The 20060-nt window shown below is 67.9% G+C and carries 19 protein-coding genes and 2 tRNA genes; 16 read left to right on the top strand and 5 right to left on the bottom strand.

Annotation, left to right across the window (positions count from 1 at the left end):
• Positions 1-36 precede the first annotated feature (36 nt).
• The 13 genes from ASG74_RS10790 (at position 37) to ASG74_RS10730 (ending at position 13581) form a co-directional block, all read left to right on the top strand.
• Positions 37-1752: an ABC transporter permease gene (locus ASG74_RS10790; RefSeq protein ID WP_056142662.1), complete on the top strand. Its 1716-nt coding sequence runs from the start codon at positions 37-39 to the stop codon at positions 1750-1752.
• A complete protein-coding gene (locus tag ASG74_RS10785; RefSeq protein ID WP_056142661.1) occupies positions 1749-2819 on the top strand; it encodes an ABC transporter ATP-binding protein in 1071 nt (356 codons plus the stop codon). The genes ASG74_RS10790 and ASG74_RS10785 overlap by 4 nt, the downstream gene beginning before the upstream one ends.
• 160 nt (positions 2820-2979) lie before the next feature.
• Positions 2980-3993, top strand: coding sequence for a methionine ABC transporter ATP-binding protein (locus ASG74_RS10780; protein WP_056142659.1), 1014 nt, complete (start codon positions 2980-2982; stop codon positions 3991-3993).
• The gene (locus ASG74_RS10775) at positions 3990-4673 is read left to right on the top strand and encodes a methionine ABC transporter permease (protein WP_056142657.1); all 684 of its coding nucleotides are present in this window, start codon (positions 3990-3992) and stop codon (positions 4671-4673) included. Before ASG74_RS10780 ends, ASG74_RS10775 begins: the two co-directional genes overlap by 4 nt.
• Positions 4674-4799: 126 nt before the next feature.
• The gene (locus tag ASG74_RS10770; protein ID WP_056142654.1) at positions 4800-5657 is read left to right on the top strand and encodes a MetQ/NlpA family ABC transporter substrate-binding protein; all 858 of its coding nucleotides are present in this window, start codon (positions 4800-4802) and stop codon (positions 5655-5657) included.
• Between the two features lie 154 nt (positions 5658-5811).
• Positions 5812-6285 carry an acyl-CoA thioesterase gene (locus ASG74_RS10765; protein WP_056142651.1) on the top strand — a complete coding sequence of 158 codons (474 nt, stop codon included), beginning with the start codon at positions 5812-5814 and terminating at the stop codon, positions 6283-6285.
• Positions 6286-6367: 82 nt separating this feature from the next.
• Complete coding sequence (locus ASG74_RS17220) at positions 6368-7117, top strand: hypothetical protein (protein ID WP_156465356.1); 750 nt, start codon at positions 6368-6370, stop codon at positions 7115-7117.
• Positions 7118-7368: 251 nt separating this feature from the next.
• Positions 7369-9495 carry a DNA topoisomerase (ATP-hydrolyzing) subunit B gene (gyrB, locus tag ASG74_RS10750; RefSeq protein WP_082569655.1) on the top strand — a complete coding sequence of 709 codons (2127 nt, stop codon included), beginning with the start codon at positions 7369-7371 and terminating at the stop codon, positions 9493-9495.
• 268 nt (positions 9496-9763) lie between these two features.
• Complete coding sequence (gyrA, locus tag ASG74_RS10745; protein ID WP_082569654.1) at positions 9764-12496, top strand: DNA gyrase subunit A; 2733 nt, start codon at positions 9764-9766, stop codon at positions 12494-12496.
• Between the two features lie 167 nt (positions 12497-12663).
• Positions 12664-13017 carry a DUF3566 domain-containing protein gene (locus ASG74_RS10740; RefSeq protein ID WP_235498895.1) on the top strand — a complete coding sequence of 118 codons (354 nt, stop codon included), beginning with the start codon at positions 12664-12666 and terminating at the stop codon, positions 13015-13017.
• 209 nt (positions 13018-13226) lie between these two features.
• Positions 13227-13303, top strand: a tRNA-Ile gene (locus tag ASG74_RS10735).
• Between the two features lie 31 nt (positions 13304-13334).
• Positions 13335-13478, top strand: a complete 144-nt coding sequence (locus ASG74_RS17475) for a DLW-39 family protein (protein WP_200942567.1) — start codon at positions 13335-13337, stop codon at positions 13476-13478.
• 30 nt (positions 13479-13508) lie between these two features.
• A tRNA-Ala gene (locus ASG74_RS10730) sits at positions 13509-13581 on the top strand.
• A 156-nt stretch (positions 13582-13737) separates the two neighbouring features.
• On the opposite strand, the gene ASG74_RS10725 is transcribed toward ASG74_RS10730, so the two are convergent.
• On the bottom strand, positions 13738-13956 hold the full coding sequence (locus ASG74_RS10725) for a PLD nuclease N-terminal domain-containing protein (protein ID WP_056142639.1): 219 nt from the start codon (positions 13954-13956) through the stop codon (positions 13738-13740).
• Positions 13957-14273: 317 nt separating this feature from the next.
• Here ASG74_RS10725 and ASG74_RS10720 point away from each other — a divergent pair, with 317 nt between their 5' ends.
• Together ASG74_RS10720 and ASG74_RS10715 are read left to right on the top strand one after the other, a co-directional pair.
• A complete protein-coding gene (locus ASG74_RS10720) occupies positions 14274-15056 on the top strand; it encodes a hypothetical protein (protein WP_156465355.1) in 783 nt (260 codons plus the stop codon).
• A gap of 131 nt (positions 15057-15187) precedes the next feature.
• On the top strand, positions 15188-15619 hold the full coding sequence (locus ASG74_RS10715; RefSeq protein WP_156465354.1) for a hypothetical protein: 432 nt from the start codon (positions 15188-15190) through the stop codon (positions 15617-15619).
• 473 nt (positions 15620-16092) lie between these two features.
• Here ASG74_RS10715 and ASG74_RS17470 read toward each other — a convergent pair whose 3' ends face one another.
• Positions 16093-16629, bottom strand: coding sequence for a site-specific integrase (locus ASG74_RS17470; RefSeq protein ID WP_268766033.1), 537 nt, complete (start codon positions 16627-16629; stop codon positions 16093-16095).
• Positions 16630-16653: 24 nt separating this feature from the next.
• A complete protein-coding gene (locus ASG74_RS17465; protein WP_200942565.1) occupies positions 16654-17235 on the bottom strand; it encodes an N-terminal phage integrase SAM-like domain-containing protein in 582 nt (193 codons plus the stop codon).
• Between the two features lie 59 nt (positions 17236-17294).
• Between ASG74_RS17465 and ASG74_RS17215 the strand changes: the two genes are divergently transcribed.
• Positions 17295-17468, top strand: a complete 174-nt coding sequence (locus tag ASG74_RS17215) for a hypothetical protein (RefSeq protein WP_156465353.1) — start codon at positions 17295-17297, stop codon at positions 17466-17468.
• Positions 17469-18511: 1043 nt separating this feature from the next.
• On the opposite strand, the gene ASG74_RS17700 is transcribed toward ASG74_RS17215, so the two are convergent.
• Positions 18512-18670 (bottom strand): hypothetical protein, encoded by a 159-nt coding sequence (locus ASG74_RS17700; protein WP_235498893.1) that lies wholly within the window; start codon positions 18668-18670, stop codon positions 18512-18514.
• Positions 18667-18873 carry a hypothetical protein gene (locus ASG74_RS10700; protein ID WP_056142628.1) on the bottom strand — a complete coding sequence of 69 codons (207 nt, stop codon included), beginning with the start codon at positions 18871-18873 and terminating at the stop codon, positions 18667-18669. The genes ASG74_RS17700 and ASG74_RS10700 overlap by 4 nt, the downstream gene beginning before the upstream one ends.
• Between the last annotated feature and the right edge of the window lie 1187 nt (positions 18874-20060).

Here is a 20060-nt window from a genome sequence, read left to right as displayed (position 1 = left end):
GCGTGGGCGCCCCCGACCCGCTGACATGATGCGCAGGTGAGCGCCGACGTGGAAGCCGGGGTGGAGACCGACGTGGAGACCGACCGGCCGGGGGCCGGCGGCGGTCGTGCGACCCGGCTCTCGGGCACGGGTCGCCCCGGGTGGACCGCGCTCGTCGTCGTCATCGCGCTGATCGTTTCGGTCCCGGTCGTCTCGGTCCTCGTCCAGGCGCTCGCGAGCGCGGGCAACCTCGCGCTGCCCGGCAACCTCGGCGAGATGGTCCTCACCACGGGAGCCCTGCTGGCCCTGGTGGGTCTCGGCACAGCGGTGCTCGGCGTCGGCCTGGCCTGGCTCGTCACGGCCTACGACTTCCCCGGCCGCCGCCTCTTCTCGTGGATGCTCGTCCTGCCGCTGGCCATGCCGGCCTACGTCCTGGGGTTCCTCTTCCTGTCGACGTTCGGTCCAGCGGGTGTGCCGGCACGGCTGTCCCGCTCGGCCTTCGGCGGATCCGGCGCCGTCGAGGTGCTCTCGGGCTGGATGGGTGCGCCGGTCGTCCTGTCGCTGACGCTCTACCCCTACGTCTACCTGCTGTCGCGCGCAGCCTTCCGCGGCCAGGGCCAGGTGACCTGGGACGCCGCACGGATGCTCGGTGCGAGCCCGTGGCGCGCCTTCCGCCAGGTGCTGCTGCCGCTGGCGCGCCCGGCCCTCGCCGGTGGTCTCGCCGTCGTCATGATGGAGACCCTCACCGACTTCGCCACCGTCCAGTACTTCGGGGTGCGCACCGTGTCGGTCGGTGTCTACCTCACGTGGAAGGGCACCTTCGACTTCGCCTCGGCGGCCCAGCTCTCGGTCCTCGTCCTCGCCTTCGCCGTCATGGTCCTCACCGGCGAGCGGCTGCTGCGCGGCGGAGCCCGCTATGACGCCCGCGGCGCCCACCGGCCGCCGGCCGCGCCCACCGTCCTGTCCGGCGTCGCGCGCTGGTGGGCGTTCGCGGCCGCGGCCTCGGTGCTCGCCGCCGGGTTCGTCCTGCCCGTCGTCCAGCTCGTGTGGTGGGCGGTGACGGCGACGCTCACCGACTCGTCGTCGCTGTCGACGGGCCGGTTCGCGACCAGCCTCACCAACAGCGCCGTCATGGCCGCGCTCGCCGCGTTGGCCTGCGTCACCCTCGCCCTGCTCGTCACCCACGGGGTGCGCATGACCGGTGGCCGCCTCGCCCGCACCGCCGCGCAGCTCACGACCTTCGGGTATGCCGTGCCGGGCGCCGTGATCGGCATCGGTGTCCTCGTCTCCTTCGCCGCGCTCGACCGCTCGCTCGAAGGGCTCGGGGTCCCCGGCGGCACCGGGCTCGTCGTGACGGGTTCGGTGATCGGGCTGCTCGCGAGCTACGTCGTGAGGTTCCTCGCGCCGGCATACCAGGCCGTGGACGCGAGCTTCACGACGATCTCGCCGTCGGTGACCAACTCCGCCTTCTCCCTCGGCGCCTCGCCGCTGCGCGTGCTGCGGCGCGTGCACCTGCCGCTGTCGCGCTCGGGCATCGCGGTGGCGCTCGTGCTCGTCGCCGTCGACGCCGTGAAAGAGTTGCCCCTCGTGCTGCTCCTGCGACCCTTCGGCTTCACCACCGTGTCGGTGTGGGTCTACGAGCTCGCCAACGAAAACTTCTGGGAGCAGGCCGCCCTGCCCGCCCTGCTCATTGTCGCGCTCGCGATCATCCCCGTGTTCTTCCTCGTGCGGCAGGTGCGCCTGGCCGAGCCGCCCCGCCAGGTGGGCTCGTGAGCGGCGCCGTGACCCTGCGGGGCATCTCGAAGTCCTACGGCGAGACCCTCGCGGTGAGCGAGCTCGACCTCTCCGTCGAGCAGGGCGAGATCGTCGCCCTCATCGGCCCGTCGGGCTGCGGCAAGTCCACGCTGCTGCGCCTCGTCGCCGGGCTCGAGCGCCCGGACGCGGGCACCGTCGCGGTCGGCGACCGGCTGGTCGCGGGCGAGGGCCAGGGCTGGGTGCCGCCCGAGCAGCGCCGGGTCGGCATGGTCTTCCAGGAGCACGCGCTCTTCCCGCACCTCACCGTCGGTGACAACATCCGCTTCGGGCTCGACCGTCAGCCGCGCACCGAGCAGGAGGCCCGCGTCCTCGAGGTCCTCGAGCTCGTCCACCTGCCCCAGGTGGTCGACCGCTACCCGCACGAGCTCTCCGGCGGCGAGCAGCAGCGCGTGGCCCTGGCCCGCGCCCTCGCTCCCCGCCCCGAGGTCGTCCTGCTCGACGAGCCGTTCTCCTCGCTCGACGAGTCGCTGCGTGCCCGGGTGCGGGCCGACACCGTGACCGCCCTGCGCGCCACGGGGACGACGGCCCTCCTCGTCACCCACGACCAGACCGAGGCCCTGTCCATCGGTGACCACGTCGGGGTCATGCGAGCCGGCGTCATCGAGCAGTGGGGGCGCCCGGTCGAGGTGTTCGAGCGTCCGGTGAGCCGGTTCGTCGCCTCCTTCATGGGTGACGCCGACTTCCTGCCCGCCTCGCTCGTCGACGGTGGCCTCGGCTGCGAGCTCGGCCTTGTGACCATCCGCACCGACGTCAGCGATGCCGAGGTCGTCGTGCGCCCGCACGAGGTGAGCCTGCGCCTGCCCGCTGCGGGCATCACCGGCGCTCCGGCCGTCGTCGACCGCGTCGAGTACCAGGGCCCGTTCATCCTCCACACCGTCCGCCTCGCCTCCGGCCGCACGGTCCGCTCGTGGCAGCCGCACTCCGTCCGCTATCCCGTGGGCACCGAGGTGCTCGCGTCCATCGCCGCGGGGATCGTGCCGCGCCTGCTCAGCGGCGACGCGGCCCTGGCAGACGACCCCACCTGACGACGCCTCCACTTTTGCTCCCCATGCGAGAACCTTGGCGAGCGGATGGAACCTTTCCCTCCCCACGCCAACCTTCCCTCCGTATGCCGTCCCGCCCAGTCCCCGAGACCAGGTGGCCGCCGATTTGCTTATCACTTGGATAACGCATACTTATTGACGAGTGGTTGACCATTCACAGACAGGCCCAGCCCTCGCCGTCCGCGACCTGACCAAGGTCTTCGAGACCCCAGGCTCGAGGGTCACGGCCCTCGACGCCGTGTCGCTCAGCGTCCCCCGCGGCGAGATCCACGGCATCGTGGGCCGCTCGGGTGCGGGCAAGTCGACCCTCATCCGGTGCCTCACCGGTCTCGAGCTCCCGACCTCCGGCGAGGTGGTCGTCGCCGGAGAGGACATCACGAGGCTGCGCGGCGCCGAGCTGCGCGCCGCCCGCCGTCGCTTCGGCGTCGTCTACCAGCACGCGAACCTCCTCGACTCGCGCACCGCCGCCGACAACATCGCCCTCCCGCTCGAGGTCGCGGGCTGGGACAGGGGCGACCGCGACGCCCGGGTCGCGGAGTTGCTCGACCTCGTCGGCCTGTCGGACCGCGCGCAGAGCCACCCCGGTCAGCTCTCGGGGGGCCAGCAGCAGCGCGTCGGCATCGCCCGCGCCCTGGCCGCGCGCCCCGAGATCCTCCTGTGCGACGAGCCCACCTCCGCCCTCGACGCCGCCACCACCGGCTCGATCCTCGCCCTGCTCCGAGAGCTGCGCGACCGCCTGGGCATCACCGTCGTCATCATCACCCACGAGCCCTCGGTCGTCCGCGAGATCTGCGACGCCGTGACCCTCCTCGGTGACGGAGCCGTCCTCGAGCAGGGGCGCCTCGGTGAGGTCATCGCCGACCCGAGCACCCGCCTGCACCGCGAGCTCATCCCGCTCGTCGAGCCGGAGAGCGACGGGCTTGTCCGGCTCCAGGTCGCCCTGGGCCACCCCGACGCCACGGTCGGCTCGATCGACGGGATCATCGCGCTGCTGCGCCACGAGGGCATCGAGGCCGACCTCGCCGCGGCCACGGTCGAGACGATCGCCGGCCGCCGGGTCGGTCGCCTCCTCGTCGAGCTCGCCGACGCGAGCACGACCGAGCGCGCCCGCGACCTGCTCGACCAGGCCCGCCTCCACCCCGAGGTGGCGGCATGAGGTTCGGCACCGACCCGACCTGGTTCGACAACCCGGTCATCACCGACGGCCTGCCCACCGCGCTGTGGGAGACGCTCGCCATGAGCATCGGCTCCGCCCTCATCACCGCGGTCCTCGGCGTCCTCGTCGGGGTGCTGCTGCACAACTCCTCACCCGGTGGCATCACCCCACAGCCGACCCTCAACCGCGTCCTGGGTGCGGTCGTCAACGTCGGCCGGTCGCTCCCCTTCCTCATCCTCATGATCGCGATCATCCCCATCACGAGGTTCATCGCCGGCACGACGATCGGCTGGCGCGCCATGGTCGTGCCGCTCACGGTCGGTGCCGTCCCCTTCTTCGCCCGGCTCGTCGAGACGTCGCTGCGCGAGGTGAGCTCGGGCAAGGTCGAGGCCGCGACGATGATGGGCGCCACCCGTTGGGACGTCACCCGCAAGGTGCTCCTGCCCGAGGCCCTGCCCGGCATCGTCGCCGGGCTCACGACCACCGTCATCGCCCTCATCGGCTACTCCGCCATGGCCGGTGCCGTGGGTGGCGGCGGCCTCGGTGCCACCGCGATGTCCTACGGCTACAACCGCTTCCAGACCGACGTGATGATCGCGGCCGTCGTGCTGCTCGTCATCGTCGTCCAGTTGGTGCAGGTCGTCGGCGACCGGGTCGCCCGCGCCGTCGACCACCGCTGACGCCCCGTTCTCCCTCTCCGGTCAAGGACGACCGGGTATGCCGCACGCTCACCTGCGCGCACGGCATACCTCCGCTGGACACCCCACCCCCGCGGCACCTTCGCCGCGCCACGAAAGGACACCACCATGAACAGCCCGGCCCGCCCCCGACTCGTCGCCGGTCTCGCCCTCGTCGCCGTCACGGGTCTCACGGCCTGCGGCGCCGGCGGTGGCGACTCCAGCGCTCCCGAGGCCAACGACAAGGGGGTGACCACGCTCGTCGTCGGTGCCTCCCCGACGCCGCACGCCAAGATCCTCGAGTTCGTCGACGCCAACCTGGCCGCCAAGGCCGGGCTCGACCTCGACATCAAGACCTTCGACGACTACATCCAGCCCAACGTGCAGCTCGCCGAGGGCACCCTCGACGCGAACTACTTCCAGCACCTGCCCTACTACGAGGCGCAGGTGAAGGACCGGGGCTACGACTTCGCGCACTACGACGGCGTCCACATCGAGCCGTTCGCGCTGTACTCGAAGAGGGTCAAGGACGTCTCCGAGCTCCGCGAGGGTGCCCAGGTCGGCATCAACAACGACCCGTCCAACCAGGGCCGCGCGCTCGAGCTGCTGGCCAAGGCGGGCGTCATCACGCTCAAGGCAGGCAAGGACGCGACCAACGCGACGATCTACGACATCGACCAGAACACCAAGAAGCTGCAGTTCAAGGAGACCGACCCCGCGCAGCTGGTGCGCTCGCTCGACGACCTCGACGTCGCCGTCATCAACGGCAACTACGCGCTCGAGGCCGACCTCTCGCCGACCAAGGACGCGATCCTCGTCGAGGACGCGGAGGGCAACCCCTACGCCAACTTCCTCGCGGTGCAGAAGAAGGACGAGTCCAACCCGGCCCTGAAGAAGCTCGACGAGCTGCTGCACTCCCCGGAGGTCAAGGCCTACATCGAGAAGACGTGGCCCGACGGCTCGGTGCTCCCGGCCTTCGACGCCTGAGCCCTCACGCGCACCACTTTTGCTCCCCGTGAGGGAAGCTCGGGGGTCCGGACGGCACCTTTCCGTCCGGACCCCCACCTTTCCCTCCGTATGCCGTGCCCTTCCGTATGCCGTGCCGCGCGGTCCCAGCGCGGGCGCGGCTACTCTCGGCGGCATGACTTCGGAACCGCAGACGCGAGCCGCGAGCGCCGACCCACGCACCCTGCGGCGCTCCGACTTCCCGGAGATGCAGCGGGTGTCGACCCGCTGGTCCGACAACGACATGTACGGCCACCTCAACAACGCCGTGTACTACGAGCTGTTCGACTCGGTGCTCAACGCCTGGCTCATCCGTGAGACCGGCATCGACGAGACGGTGTCCGAGGCCATGGGTGTGGTGGCCGAGTCCTCGTGCCGCTTCTACTCCGAGCTCGCCTACCCGCAGCCGATCGATGTCGGGGTCCGGGTCGAGCGCGTCGGCACCAAGAGCGTGACCTTCGCCTTCGGCCTCTTCGCCGAGGGCAGCGACGACATCGCCGCGCACGGCCTCTGGGCGCAGGTCTACGTCGACCGGACCGGCCGGCATACCGTCGCATTGCCGGACGTCGTGCGCGAGGTCGTCGAGCGCAACTCCGCGGCTCAGCCCTGACCGGCCTCTCGCACCGGTGAGGACCCACCACCTCACGCCGTGGCTCCGCAGTCACACCAGTCACTCCCCTTACAGTGACGCCATGACGAACCGGCGCCCGACGATCCTCTCCGCCCGCCTCACCCGTGTGGCGGCCCCGCTGCTGCTCGCCGGCCTCACGTTGAGCGCCTGCTCGAGCGACAAGCCCGACGCCGCCCCCGCCCCGAGCAGCTCCTCACCCTCCGCCTCTGCCTCCCCCTCGACCTCCACCCCGACTCCGAGCACCTCGGAGACGCCGAGCTCCACCCCGAGCGTGACGGTCACTCCCTCGCCCACGCCGACGAGCACCCCGACCCCCACCCGCACCACGGCTCCGAAGCCGACCCCCACGCCGGCTCCCACCAAGGCGGTGGCATGTGCCGCCACCAAGGTGGGTGCATCCAACACCACGGGGATGTCGGCCCCGGCGGCCGCCAAGGCGAAGAAGATCTCTGCCGCGGCCAAGGCGTGTGACGCCAAGGCGCTGGTCGCCCTGGCCACCGCCGACTCGACCGGCCTCGCCGGGGACAAGCGCCCCGCCGTGGTCTTCACGGACAACAGCCCACAGAACTACGTCGCCCTCGCCACGCTGCTCAGCCTGGAGTCAACCGAGACCTTCGACGGCACCATCCAGCCCAAGGTCTTCTCGGAACGGTTCCGTGATGACGACGCCGAGTGGGACAAGGTCATCGCCGCCGGACTCGTCACGCGCTCGGCAGCCGCCACCATGCGCCAGCAGGACGGTGGCTACACCGGCTACCGGGTCGGGATCTCCAGCGACGGCACCTGGTCGTTCTTCACCGTCGGCCGGTGACCCGACGCTCTCGCCACCCTCTCGAGGGCCGCGAGGACGCAGGCCCACAAACGTGGCTCAGGGCGCTTGGAAGGGGTGGGGGGCGTATGCCGGGTCGTCGGGACCCGGGAAAACCTGAGAAAAGTGGGTTCCCGGCCCTCCACTGGCGCGCGCTGACGGTGCTGACAGGTAAACTTCGGGGTGAACGTCGCGCCCTGGGCGGTTTCCCGCCCCGGGCGCGCGGCATGAGCCAGACCAGCTGAAGGAGCACCGTGCCCAGCACGCCCGACGACAACAGCATCGAGACGCAGGACACGACCGCTGAGGCGGTGCCGGACACGTCCCCGACCAACCCGACCAGCCCGGCCAGCCCGGCCGAGGGCGCGCTGACGACCCCGACCCGCAACAGCTCCGCGGTGGCCGACGACGCCACCTACGACGCGTCCGCGATCCAGGTCCTCGAGGGTCTCGAGGCGGTCCGCAAGCGCCCGGGCATGTACATCGGGTCCACCGGCGAGCGCGGCCTGCACCACCTCGTGTGGGAGATCGTGGACAACGCCGTCGACGAGTCGCTCGCCGGCCACGCCGACACCATCGACGTCACCCTTCTCGCCGATGGCGGCGTCCAGGTCCGGGACAACGGTCGAGGCATCCCGACCGGCATGAACGAGGCCTACGGCGTCTCCACCGTCGAGCTCGTCCTCACCCAGCTGCACGCCGGTGGCAAGTTCGGCGGTGGCGGCTACAAGGTCTCCGGTGGGCTGCACGGCGTGGGCTCCTCCGTCGTCAACGCGCTGGCGACCAGACTCATCGCCGAGGTCCGCCAGCTCGGGCACGTGTGGCGCATCGAGTTCGACCACGGTGAGCGCATCGCGCCCCTGGAGCAGGTCGGCGAGAGCGACGAGCACGGCACGACCATCACCTTCTGGGCCGACGACCAGATCTTCGAGACGGTCGACTACGACTACGAGACGATCCGCGCCCGCTTCCAGCAGTACGCCTTCCTCAACAAGGGCCTGACGATCAACCTGACCGACGAGCGCGTGCAGGAGAGCGCCGAGGAGGAGGCCGAGACGGTCGACGCCAACGAGAGCCAGAAGCGCCAGGTCAGCTACTGCTACCCCGGCGGCCTCATCGACTACGTCAACCACCTCGTGTCGAGCAAGAAGTCCGAGCCGGTCCACCCCGACATCATCAGCATCGAGGTCGAGGACCAGGCCCGTGAGCTCAGCCTCGAGCTCGCCATGCAGTGGACCACCGCCTACAGCGAGTCGGTCCACACCTACGCCAATACGGTCAACACCCACGAGGGCGGCACCCACGAAGAGGGCTTCCGCGCCGCCCTCACCAAGATGATCAACGACTTCGCGCGCAAGCAGAACCAGCTCAAGGACAAGGACGAGAACCTCACCGGCGACGACGTGCGCGAGGGCCTCACCGCCGTCATCAGCGTCAAGCTCGGCGAGCCCCAGTTCGAGGGCCAGACCAAGACCAAGCTCGGCAACTCCGAGGTCAAGGGCTTCGTCCAGCGCGCCATGACCGACTCGTTCGGTGATTGGCTCGAGCGCCACCCCAACGAGGGCAAGGAGATCGTCCGCAAGACGATCCAGGCCCAGACCGCGCGCCTCGCCGCACGCAAGGCCCGGGAGGCCACCCGCAAGCGCGTCCTCGAGTCCGGCGGCCTGCCCGGCAAGCTGCGCGACTGCCAGGCCAAGGACCCGGCCGTCTCCGAGGTCTACATCGTCGAGGGTGACTCCGCCGGCGGTTCGGCCGTGCGAGGCCGCAACCCCTACAACCAGGCGATCCTCCCGATCCGCGGCAAGATCCTCAACGTCGAGCGGGCTCGCCTCGACAAGGCCCTGGCCAACCAGGAGGTCCAAGCCCTCATCTCGGCCTTCGGCACGGGCATCGGCGAGGACTTCAACATCGACAAGGCCCGCTACCACAAGATCGTCATCATGGCCGATGCCGACGTCGACGGCATGCACATCCGCACGCTGCTGCTCACGCTGCTCTTCCGCTTCATGAAGCCGCTCATCGAGGCCGGCTACGTCTATCTCGCCCAGCCCCCGCTCTACCGCATCAAGTGGAGCAACGCACCCCACGAGTTCGCCTTCACCGACCGCGAGCGGGACGCCCTCATCGCCGAGGGCCAGTCCAAGGGTCGCCGCATCCCCAAGGAGAACGGCGTCCAGCGCTACAAGGGCCTGGGCGAGATGAACTACCAGGAGCTGTGGGAGACCACGATGGACCCCGAGCACCGGATCCTGCTCCAGATCACGCTCGACGACGCCGCCGCGGCCGACGAGATCTTCTCGGTCCTCATGGGCGAGGACGTCGAGTCGAGGCGCTCGTTCATCCAACGCAACGCTCGCGACGTGCGTTTCCTGGACATTTGATCTTGTATGCCGTTGTGCTGGGTCGCGGACGAACATGCCGTTCGCCGCTGTCCCATCCGCCCTTGCGCGCTGAGCGCGCTTCGGGCTCCCGCCAGGCCCAGCCGGCGGCGAACGGCACGTTCCTCCGCTCCGCTGAACGGCACCTTCCAGCGTTGTCCAGGCAACGCACCCTGCTCGACTCCCGGGCCACGGCGCGCCTCGCGTCGCGCTCCATTGGACTACACGGCATACGCCGCTTCTTGAACTGCACTGAGAGACAAGGGAACTGATGGCTGACGACATCGACGGCACCGACGACAACGTGATCGAGGACGCCGAGCCCACCAACGAGCTCGGGTCCGAGATGCACGACCGGTCCCCGGGCGAGACCGACCGCACCGAGCCGATCGACCTCAACACCGAGATGCAGCGCAGCTACATCGAGTACGCCATGAGCGTCATCGTCAGCCGCGCGCTCCCGGACGTGCGCGACGGCCTCAAGCCCGTGCACCGGCGCGTCATCTACGCCATGTACGACGGTGGGTACCGGCCCGACCGCGGCTTCAACAAGTGCAGCCGTGTCGTCGGTGACGTCATGGGTCAGTACCACCCGCACGGTGACAGCGCGATCTATGACGCGTTGGTGCGCCTCGTGCAGGACTGGTCGCTGCGCTACCCGCTGGTGCAGGGCCAGGGCAACTTCGGCAGCCCCGGTGACGACCCGGCCGCTGCCCCGCGATACACCGAGTGCCGCATGGCGCCGCTGTCGATGGAGCTCGTGCGCGACATCGACAAGAAGACCGTCGACTTCGCCCCGAACTACGACGGCAAGACGCTGGAGCCCACGGTGCTGCCGGCGCGCTTCCCCAACCTGCTCGTCAACGGCTCGTCCGGCATCGCCGTCGGCATGGCCACGCAGATCCCGCCGCACAACCTGCGTGAGGTCGCCGACGCCGCACAGTGGGTGCTGACCCACCCGGAGGCGTCGCGCGAGGAGATGCTCGACGCCGTCATGGCCCGCATCCAGGGCCCCGACTTCCCCACGGGCGCGCTCATCATGGGCCGCAAGGGCATCGAGGACGCCTACCGCACCGGTCGCGGCTCGGTCATCATGCGCGCGGTCGTCGAGGTCGAGGAGATCCAGGGACGTCAGTGCCTCGTCATCACCGAGCTGCCCTACCAGGTCAACCCGGACTCGCTGGCCCAGAAGATCGCCGAGCACGTCAAGGACGGCCGCCTGCACGGCATCGCCGACATCCGTGACGAGACCTCCGGCCGCACCGGCCAGCGCCTCGTCATCGTGCTGCGCCGCGACGCCGTGGCCAAGGTCGTGCTCAACAACCTCTACAAGCACACCCAGCTGCAGACCAACTTCGGCGCCAACATGCTCGCGCTCGTCGACGGGGTGCCGCGCACGCTGCCCATCGACGCGTTCATCCGACACTGGGTCGACCACCAGATCGACGTCATCCAGCGCCGCACCGCCTACCTCCTCAAGGAGGCCGAGGACCGCATCCACATCCTGCGCGGTCTGCTCAAGGCGCTCGACCTGCTCGACGAGGTCATCGCCCTCATCCGGCGCTCACCCACGGCCGAGGCCGCCCGCGACGGGCTCATCGAGCTCCTCGAGATCGACGAGATCCAGGCCCGCGCGATCCTCGAGCTGCAGCTGCGTCGCCTGGCCGCCCTCGAGCGGCAGAAGATCATCGACGAGCACGACGCGATCCAGCGCGAGATCGAGGACTACCAGGACATCCTCGCCAAGCCCGAGCGCCAGCGGACCATCGTGTCCGAGGAGCTCGCCGAGATCGTGGCGAAGTACGGCGACGAGCGCCGCTCGATCATCCACGGCTTCGACGGCGACATGTCCATGGAGGACCTCATCCCCGAGGAGGACGTCGTCGTGTCGATCACCCGGGGCGGCTACGCGAAGCGCACCAAGGTCGACGCCTACCGCTCGCAGGAGCGTGGCGGCAAGGGCGTCAAGGGCGCCTCGCTGCGCGGCGAGGACGTCGTGGCGCACTTCTTCACCACCACCTCGCACCACTGGCTGCTCTTCTTCACCAACCTCGGCCGGGTCTACCGGGCCAAGGCCTACGAGCTCCCGGACGCGAGCCGCGACTCCAAGGGCCAGCACGTCGCCAACATCATGGCGTTCCAGCCCGACGAGCAGATCGCTCAGGTGCTGGCTATCAAGGACTACCAACAGGAGTCCTACCTCGTGCTCGCCACCCGCAACGGTCTAGTCAAGAAGACCCGCCTCTCGGAGTACGACTCCCCGCGCTCCGGTGGCCTCATCGCCGTCAACCTGCGCGAGGGCGATGAGCTCGTCGGCGCCGAACTGGCCTCGTCGGCCGACGACCTGATGCTGGTGTCGAAGAAGGGTCAGTCGATCCGCTTCCACGCCGACGACGCGACCCTGCGGCCCATGGGCCGTTCGACCTCCGGCGTCACCGGCATGAAGTTCCGCGACGGCGACTCGCTGCTTGCGATGTCGGTTATCGAGGACGGCACCGACCCAGACATCTTCGTCGTCTTTGAGAACGGCATGGCCAAGCGTTCGGCCGCGTCGGACTGGAGAATCAAGGGCCGCGCCATCCTGGGCGTCGCCGTTGCCAACATCACGGAGAGAAACGGTGACCTCGTCGGTGCACTCACCGTCGGACAGGGTGACGACGTGCTGGTCGTCTTTGCCAAGGGGAATGTGGTTCGCGTCCCGTCGTCAAAGGTCTCTCGCACCGGACGCAAGACACAAGGCGTCATCTTCGCCAAGCCCGGCAAGAAGGACGCAATCGTCGGTGTGGCCCGCAACGCCGAGAAGGTCGTCGAGGAAGAGGTGGCCGAGGCTGACGCCGAGGGTGTCTCACCGGTCGACGGCACGCCGGTCGAGGATGCACCCGACACGTCCGCGAGCTCAGGCGCTGAGAGTGACTCCGACGCGAGCAATGGCGTACCGTCGGTCGACAAGACGAGTGATGGCGACACTGCAGACGGTGTGCAGGCTGACGGAGGCGACGAGTGAGCACGGCTGACCAGGCAGGCACCACGATGAGGTCGTCATCGGGTCCCTCCGCCGAGCCCACGCGACCACTGCAGCGTCCTCAGGCAGCGCGTGCCGCGACGCAGGGTGGGGCGACCCAAGCGGGACCGAGCCGGGCTCCGGCGCCGGCGCGCGGCACGGGACGTCGCGTGCGGCTCACCGTCTCGCGGGTCGACCCGTGGTCGGCGATGAAGATGTCGTTCCTGCTGTCGGTGGCGCTCGGCATCGCGGGCGTCGTGATGGTCTCCGTGCTCTGGACGATCCTCGCGGGTATGGGCGTCTTCGACCAGGTCAACAGCCTCGTCGGGCAGATCATCCAGGACGGCAACCAGACGTTCGACATCATGGACTTCCTCGGCTTCGGTCGGGTCGTCTCGCTCGCGATCGTCGTGGGCGTCATCGACGTCATCCTCATGACGGCGCTCGCGACCCTGGCGGCCTTCCTCTACAACGTGTCGAGCAGCCTCGTGGGCGGCCTCCAGCTGACCCTCACCGACGACTGACCCCTTTCCCGCCTGAAGTGGGTTTCTCTCACCTCGCGTGACCGCCGCCATGCTGCGAAGTGAGAGCTTCCGGGGTGAAGTCGCCCTTCCACAGCCGGTATGCCGGCCGCGCACGACAGCGGCCGGCATACCGTTTTGTTTGTGGCCGGGGGCGTGAGGTAACCTCGTCTCTCGCGTCACCGTGCAGGTGGCGCCGCCGGATCGGCGACGGGCCTATAGCTCAGACGGTTAGAGCGCTTCCCTGATAAGGAAGAGGCCAGAGGTTCAAGTCCTCTTAGGCCCACCACCCGATCCTCGACCCCACAGGTGGTGTTCTCGTGAAGAAGATCCTCTTCGTTGCCCTGACCGCGCTGACGGCCGGCCTGGTCAAGAAGAAGCTCGACGCACAGGGCGCCGACCAGCGTCTGTGGGCCGAGGCCACCGACGACCGCCCCGCGGTCACCCCCACCGCAGGCAGCTGACAGCGCCCTGCCTCACGGGGCCGGGGGCACGGGGACTTAGCTCAGCTGGTAGAGCACCGCCTTTGCAAGGCGGGGGTCAGGGGTTCGAACCCCCTAGTCTCCACAATCGCGCCGCTCAAGAGCCCTTTCCCCACGCGGGAAAGGGCCTTCGGCTTGGTGCCCACGTCGTTCGCGCGCAGGCCGTCAACGGTGAGCGTCTCCTCGCGTGCTCATCAGCCGCAATGAGCGGAAGAGCGGGAGTCGGGATGGGCGGGCTGCGCTATCGCCGGCCGAACCGGAAGTAGGTCAAGGGGCCGAAGGGCTGGACGAAGAACGCCAGCACCCACGCCGCTTTTGGTCCGCGCACCAGCACCGACGGACGCTTCGCGAGGTCACGCAACGCTGCGATCGTGAGCACCGCCTCGGCGGCTCCGCCCACATAGATGGCGCGCTTCTGGTCCACAGTGAGGTCCGACCAGGTCTTCTTCTGCTTGGCCATGGCCTCACTGTAGGCCGCTGGCCGGTCCTTCAACCAGAGGCCAATGCGTTCCTTGCGTTCACGAGCATCTAGTTTGCAAGCAGGGGGTTAGGGGTTCGAGTCCCCTTGGCTCCACCGCAGGTCAGGGGCCCTTTCCATCCATCGGAAGGTTCCTTGGCCGCCCCCGTACTCCAGCAAAGTAATGCAGCCGCCTGTTTGGGTCCGAGTGGTTGAGGAGCGTCCCGCGGCATCAGCCCCTTGACCGGTCGATCAGGCGCGGCCGGCAGCGTTCGTCTCATCTCCCAGAGCAAGCGAACCGGGTGATATAGCCTCGTGTCATGGCAGAACGGTCTGACACCCTCAGTTTCACCAGGCCGCCAGTGCGCAGCGTCAGACTCGCATTCTACTTCGAAGCTGAGGAGCGCATAAGCGCCGCTCACACGAGTTCACTCTTTGGGCTTTGGCGGACGGAGTATCCCGAAATCGTGCAGTCTCCGCCTAGGGCATCCATAACCGAGCCTACTCGTGACGTCGCATTCATCGGTCAGGATGACTATTGGCCACTCCCATTCACCGAAATGGAGAAGCCGGACTCGGGTGAGAGCATCTTCTTCCAGGATGACCGCTTCGGCGTGCTTTGGAACTTCGACCCTGATCTTGACGCTGCTTCCGTGTATCCGGGATTCGAGCGACTGTGTGAGGAACTGTTGGCCCGGTTCGGTCGTTTCTGTGACGAAGTAAGCTCCGCTGGCGGCAGCCGATTAGTAGTGAAGGTTGCAGAGTGCGTCTACACAAATGAGATTCCCGAGGTGGCGATCGACACGTACGCCTTCGGCATTCTCACCGGATGGAATCAGGACTACATCGCCAACCCTTCACTTCGAGAGGGGACCATGTTCTCTCGCCACTACCATTCCGAGGGCGACAAAGACCGTCCTGTATGGGTGTCTGCAACGGCCGAGGGAGAAGACATCGGGATTACCTTGCAGTTGGTGACGCGGAGTGAGGCCGAGGGTGAGCTGTCACCAGAGTCTGGTATCAAGGTTGCGCATGACGACCTCATCCGCACCTTTGTAGAGTGGACATCAGAGGGCATGCGACAGAACTGGGGGCAGAAGTGACGACCGTAACGTTTGAACCGAGCGTGGCCATGAGTGCGACAGGGCTCGTCGCTGGATTCGCACCACGCGCGAAGTCCTGGTTGCGCCCCCGCGCTGTCGGGGCAGGTTCATCGCCTGCATCGAAGTCCGTGGTGAGTGCTGCCGCGACACTCGCTCAACACCGCAACTTGGTCCGGGAGTCGCGCACCCACGATGAGGCTTTCGAGTTCGCGGTGGCCAAACTCTCCGAACTTCTCAGGGAAGAGCGGACCAACCCGCGTGCAGCCGTTCGATTCTTGCGGGTCCTCCGGCAGATCCAAAAGCCAGAGCACGTGTTCCCCCACATTACCGCGGATGAGGAGGGCGAGATCATCGCCCTATGGTCGGCTAGCAAGATGTCCTTGGAGCTCGCTATTCCGGCCGAGGGCGATGCCTACTTGAGGATGACTGACCACGATGGTTCGGAGATAGTCGTTGGCTTCTTCAGGTGGCTCCCATTGCTGGAGACCAGTAATTTTCTGAGCGATCTGAGTGATTTGGTCGTGCAATCGAATCCGCGGTGGCGTTCACTCTTCGCGTCGTGAGTGAGGGCGCTTGGGTCTGGGACGACGCGAGCATCCCGGATGACTCGAATCTCTTGCGGCGGATCCCACGCAAACCGTCCTGCGTGGCATTGGACGCAATGACTGGGGAGCCGATACTCCAACCGGATGCATTCACCTACGACCATGGATCGGGCCTGTCGGTATCTGTCGGATTTCACGTACCGAGAGGAAGTGCTCGTACCCTTGTCGAGTGGACAACCCACGCTCTCGCGGTCTTCTCGGTCGCAGTAGCGCGTACATCGCACTCTGGGGTCGTCCATGACCCGACTGAGGCTGATGTGTCGCACGGAGTCGTACGGGTAGCCGGCGATCCTCATGGTCGTGAAGCGCGACGCGCCCATTGGCTGCCGCTTAGGTCGCGGATCCGTGAAGCCGCGAGGTATGTCGATGCGCCAGACGACCTTGAGGATGACGAGCCCGTGGCGTAATGCCGGCGAGCGACGAGTGACCGATCAGTCAGCCGCAAACTCGCTGCCGAGCCGTCGGAGCGCATCTCGTGTAGAGGTCGACGAGACTTGGGAGTAGATCTCCATCGTCAGGGCGATTCGGCTGTGGCGTAAGACGGCCATTGCCACGCTCGGGTGGACGTCAAGTGCGACGAGGAGGCTGGCGCAGGTTCGTCGAGTTGAGTGAATGGGGACAACGGGCACGCCGGCCTTCGCGGCTTTTAGCTTGAAGTCGCGGTGGAAGTTGCGTGGGTCGACAGGCTCGCCGAGCCGAGTCGTGAAGACCAAGCCGCAATCGCCCCACATGTCGCCCGCCGCAAGCCGCCGCCTGGCCTCCTCGACCCGGTGCCGCTCCAGTGCCCGCACCGCGATCTCGGGTAGTGGCAGCGGCGCATCCGAGGACGGCGTCTTCGTGTGTCGCCGGAGCAGCTGGTGGTCGACCCGCTGTACCTTCCACGCGATGAGCACCTCCGCTTGCTGGAGGTCGACGTCCTCCCAGGCCAACCCGAGCAACTCCCCCCGACGCAGCCCGAGCGAGAGCAGCAGGACGTACCCGCATACATCGGGTCACCATCCGCGCGCGCCGACGTGAGGAACCGCCGCGCCTCGTCGACGGTCCACACCGGCATCTTCTTCGACCGCGGCATGGGTACCCGCACGAGCGAGCGCGGCAACGTTGCGGAAGACGAGCTCTTCGCGCATTGCCTGGGTCAGCGCACCGCGTAGCACCCGCCACGCCTGGTGGACCGTCCAGTCCGAGGCGGCCTCGTGGCAGCACGCGCCAACGGCACAGCACTGCGGCTCCGGCCGTGCGGCATCCTTGCCCTGGAAGCAGCACTGGCAGCGGACCCGCAGCGTGTTCACCCATACCTGGACGTCGCGGACCATCAGTTTGTCGAGCTTTCGGTCGCCCAGGTCCGGGACGATGTACAGCCGCGAGAACATCTCGTAGTTCGAGGTGGTGGCAGGCGACAGGGTCGGCCGCACCGTCTCCTCCAGCCACCGCTCGAGGAAGTCCCGCAGGCGCGGGGAGACCGGCACCATCGGTCCCCGCCGCGCATGCTCGTGGAGCCGGAGCCACTTGTCGTGGACCTCCGGCCGGGTCTTCCCGTAGACGGTCTTGCGCTGCCGACGGCCCTTCGGCGTCACGATCCACACGTCAGCCGCGAAGCCGTTCCGGTACGGGAAGATCGACCGAGCAGGAAGCCATGGCGCGAGCAGGCCAACGTCTGGGTGAGGCAGCCAGCCAGGGTTGGCCCGTTGATGCGCGTACCCGGCTGGACCTGGGCGCGTGGCTGGCCAAGCTCTCTTCCCTGCATGGCGTTGATCTCGGCGCAGGCGCGCCGTTGGAAGTCATCCGCGAGTTGACCGTGGTGTTGTAGCGCAACCCCGCTTCCGGGACCTACCCACTGTCTGTTCCTGACCTGTGGCCGCTACCCAACCTGACAGGTGACGCGCGTGTGGACTTGGTGCTTGAGTTCCATGATCAGCCGGGTGTCATCGCGCGTGGGCGACTGGAGGACGCACCAAAGGAGCTGTTGCAGCTCGACCCGTCTGCACTTCCGGACTGGCTGGGTAGTTAGGGCTACATTCACCCCCACCGGTCCTGACCGATTGCTGGGACTCTGATCGCGTTCGTCACCGGCGCGGCGCCTCCCAGTGCGCCCGCGGTACCCGCGGGGTGCCGACCACGCTCAGACCGGGGAACCAGGACACCCGCCCGGCGGTGCAAACTCGGCTCCTAAGGCGAATCTCGCCGAATCGCACACTCCACCTCTCCGGGCGTGAAAACCTGCAGGTTGTCTACACATCCATCGTTCAACAGGAGCCAGGATGGCCCAGCCAGTGACCCAGCCTCGCAAGTCCCGCTTGCCTTGGATCTTCGTTTTGGTGGGTATCGCTGTCCTTGGGTTTCTCCAACTGAACACGATGGACTAGGAAGAGCGGAGCCGCCGCGACCTGTGGGAGGCCGGGCTCCCGCCCTGCATCTTCAACCCGGCCACAGAGGCTCCCATGGGCCTGCCCTGCAAGTCCGGCGACAAGATCTACACCAAGTAGAGGCTGAGAGCCGCGACCAGATGACCCGGTGACCGGCGGTCCATCTGTCGAGACACGACGATCGGGGACGCGTGCCGCAAGCCGTGCGAGTCCGTCAGCGGCGCGGGGCTCGCCAACGGGCCTTCGCAGCGCGTGGCGTGCCGACGATGCTCAACTCGGGGAACGAGTAGACCTCTCCGGGGCCCCATCGCCCGTCCGCATAGACGCTGCTGCCCTGCCCTGCCTTTTGGTCACCAGGGGCGACAGGCCCCTGCACGATCCCACTCCGGATGACATGACCGGCTGCGCGTGAGCGGGGGTCGAACGTGTCGTCCAGCTCACCGAACAGGTACAGGCAGCGGGTGCTCACTCGCGCCTTCGTGACCCATCAGACTGGCCGGTGCGGGTCGTGCTTAAGCAGCACCGGCACCAGGTCCAAGCTGCGCGCCCAGTCATCCACGCTGCCAGCGTCCATGGTCAGGTGGCGCCCATTGTCGAGCTGCACCGGTCTGCCCAGGGGCAGCCACCGGATCAGTGCGCCGCTCACGACGTGACCTGGATCGTGGGCACCTGCGGGCGAGCATCCTTGTCACGAAAGTGCCTGCGCAAACCCTCATCCCGCAGCGCCAGCGCCCTGGCGATGACCTCGTCCGGTGGCCGCAGTTCCCGCCACGGCGCCTCCCACCGGTAGCCGTTACACCACGCGATGAGCTGGTACAGGGGCTGCAGCGCGGCGATCCCCAGGTTCACCTGATCAAGCCTGTCATGTCACGCAGGCTAGGGCACCGCATCGACGTCTGGCAGGACACACATTGCGACTCCCGCCGGCACAGATTGAACTCATCTAGGTGCGAACCCAATGCTTCCTCCGGATTGTCGGTGGTCATGTGCATAGTGTCGCCATGGATTGGTTGGCTCGGGGGATCACGATGGCAACTGCGACCATCGCACTAACTGGTGTTATCTGGGCGGTGCTGTCTTGGCGTTTAGCTGGCCCGGCGCTACGAATTCATTCCCTGGCGTATCAAGAGGTGCTGGTCCTGCGTGTCTTCAACGCGGGCCGGACTGCAGAGTCGATCGAGCACATGGTGATCGGAGGGAGAGCCGGGGGCAGAGGCGGTCTGGACCTAACTCGGGACTTGGGCCTGCCACTGCGGCTCGAACCGGGTGAGACCAAGTCGTGGCGACTCAATCCTCTGCACCCCGCCCTCTCGGTGCGTTGGCCGACCGTCGTCGCCGGCTGGACTTCCCTCTGGCTGCTAACCGGCTCAATGCGGCAGCACCGCGTCGAGGTCATGCCGTTTCCCGAACGCCGCCCGCCCGAGGTCGGTTGGCGCCTGGTCCCGAGGCGCACGAAGTTGGCCAGGTATGCGCCCTTGGTCTTCGGATTTCCCATTGCATTCTGCGCAGCATCGCTCGGCGCCCAGCCCCTAGCGCAAGGGCTGGTAGTCGCTCTCGGGCTCCTGGTGGCTGCTCGAGGGTTTCTTGCCCTAGGCACAAGTCCGTCGTTCTGGAGACGAAGACTGGAGCGGTGGGCGCTCTTCGGGGCGCTCGTCGTGAGTCTCGTCGAGATGGCGCGCTCGTCGGGCCGGCCGGCGGGCGGGGCTCTCCCAACTACTGATTTGATCCTGCTACTGGTGCTTGGCACAGGGGCTGTGATCCTGGCCATCCCAGGCGCGGCTCCGGAGGCCGCAGAGACAACGCGGCTAATTCGGGATCGGGTCCATTCTCTGTCTTCCCGGGTTCGCCGTACCAGTTCTGGCTCAGTCAGCGGTCGTTAGAGGGCGCTGGTCCCGGTTGGGCGCGGATGGACCGCCTGGCATGGCTCGAGCGCCTGCGCGGTCCACGAGTGGCACGCGGGTGCCATCGCTGTGCTGACCCCCGCGATGGTGCGCGCCGCACCTTGGTGCGGTGTTGGGTTCGACGACGCAGACGCG

Source organism: Knoellia sp. Soil729 (assembly GCF_001427985.1).
Classification (GTDB): Bacteria; Actinomycetota; Actinomycetes; order Actinomycetales; family Dermatophilaceae; genus Knoellia.
The sequence above is the reverse complement of the archived record's forward strand: the minus strand, read 5'-3'. Positions and strand labels throughout refer to the sequence as shown.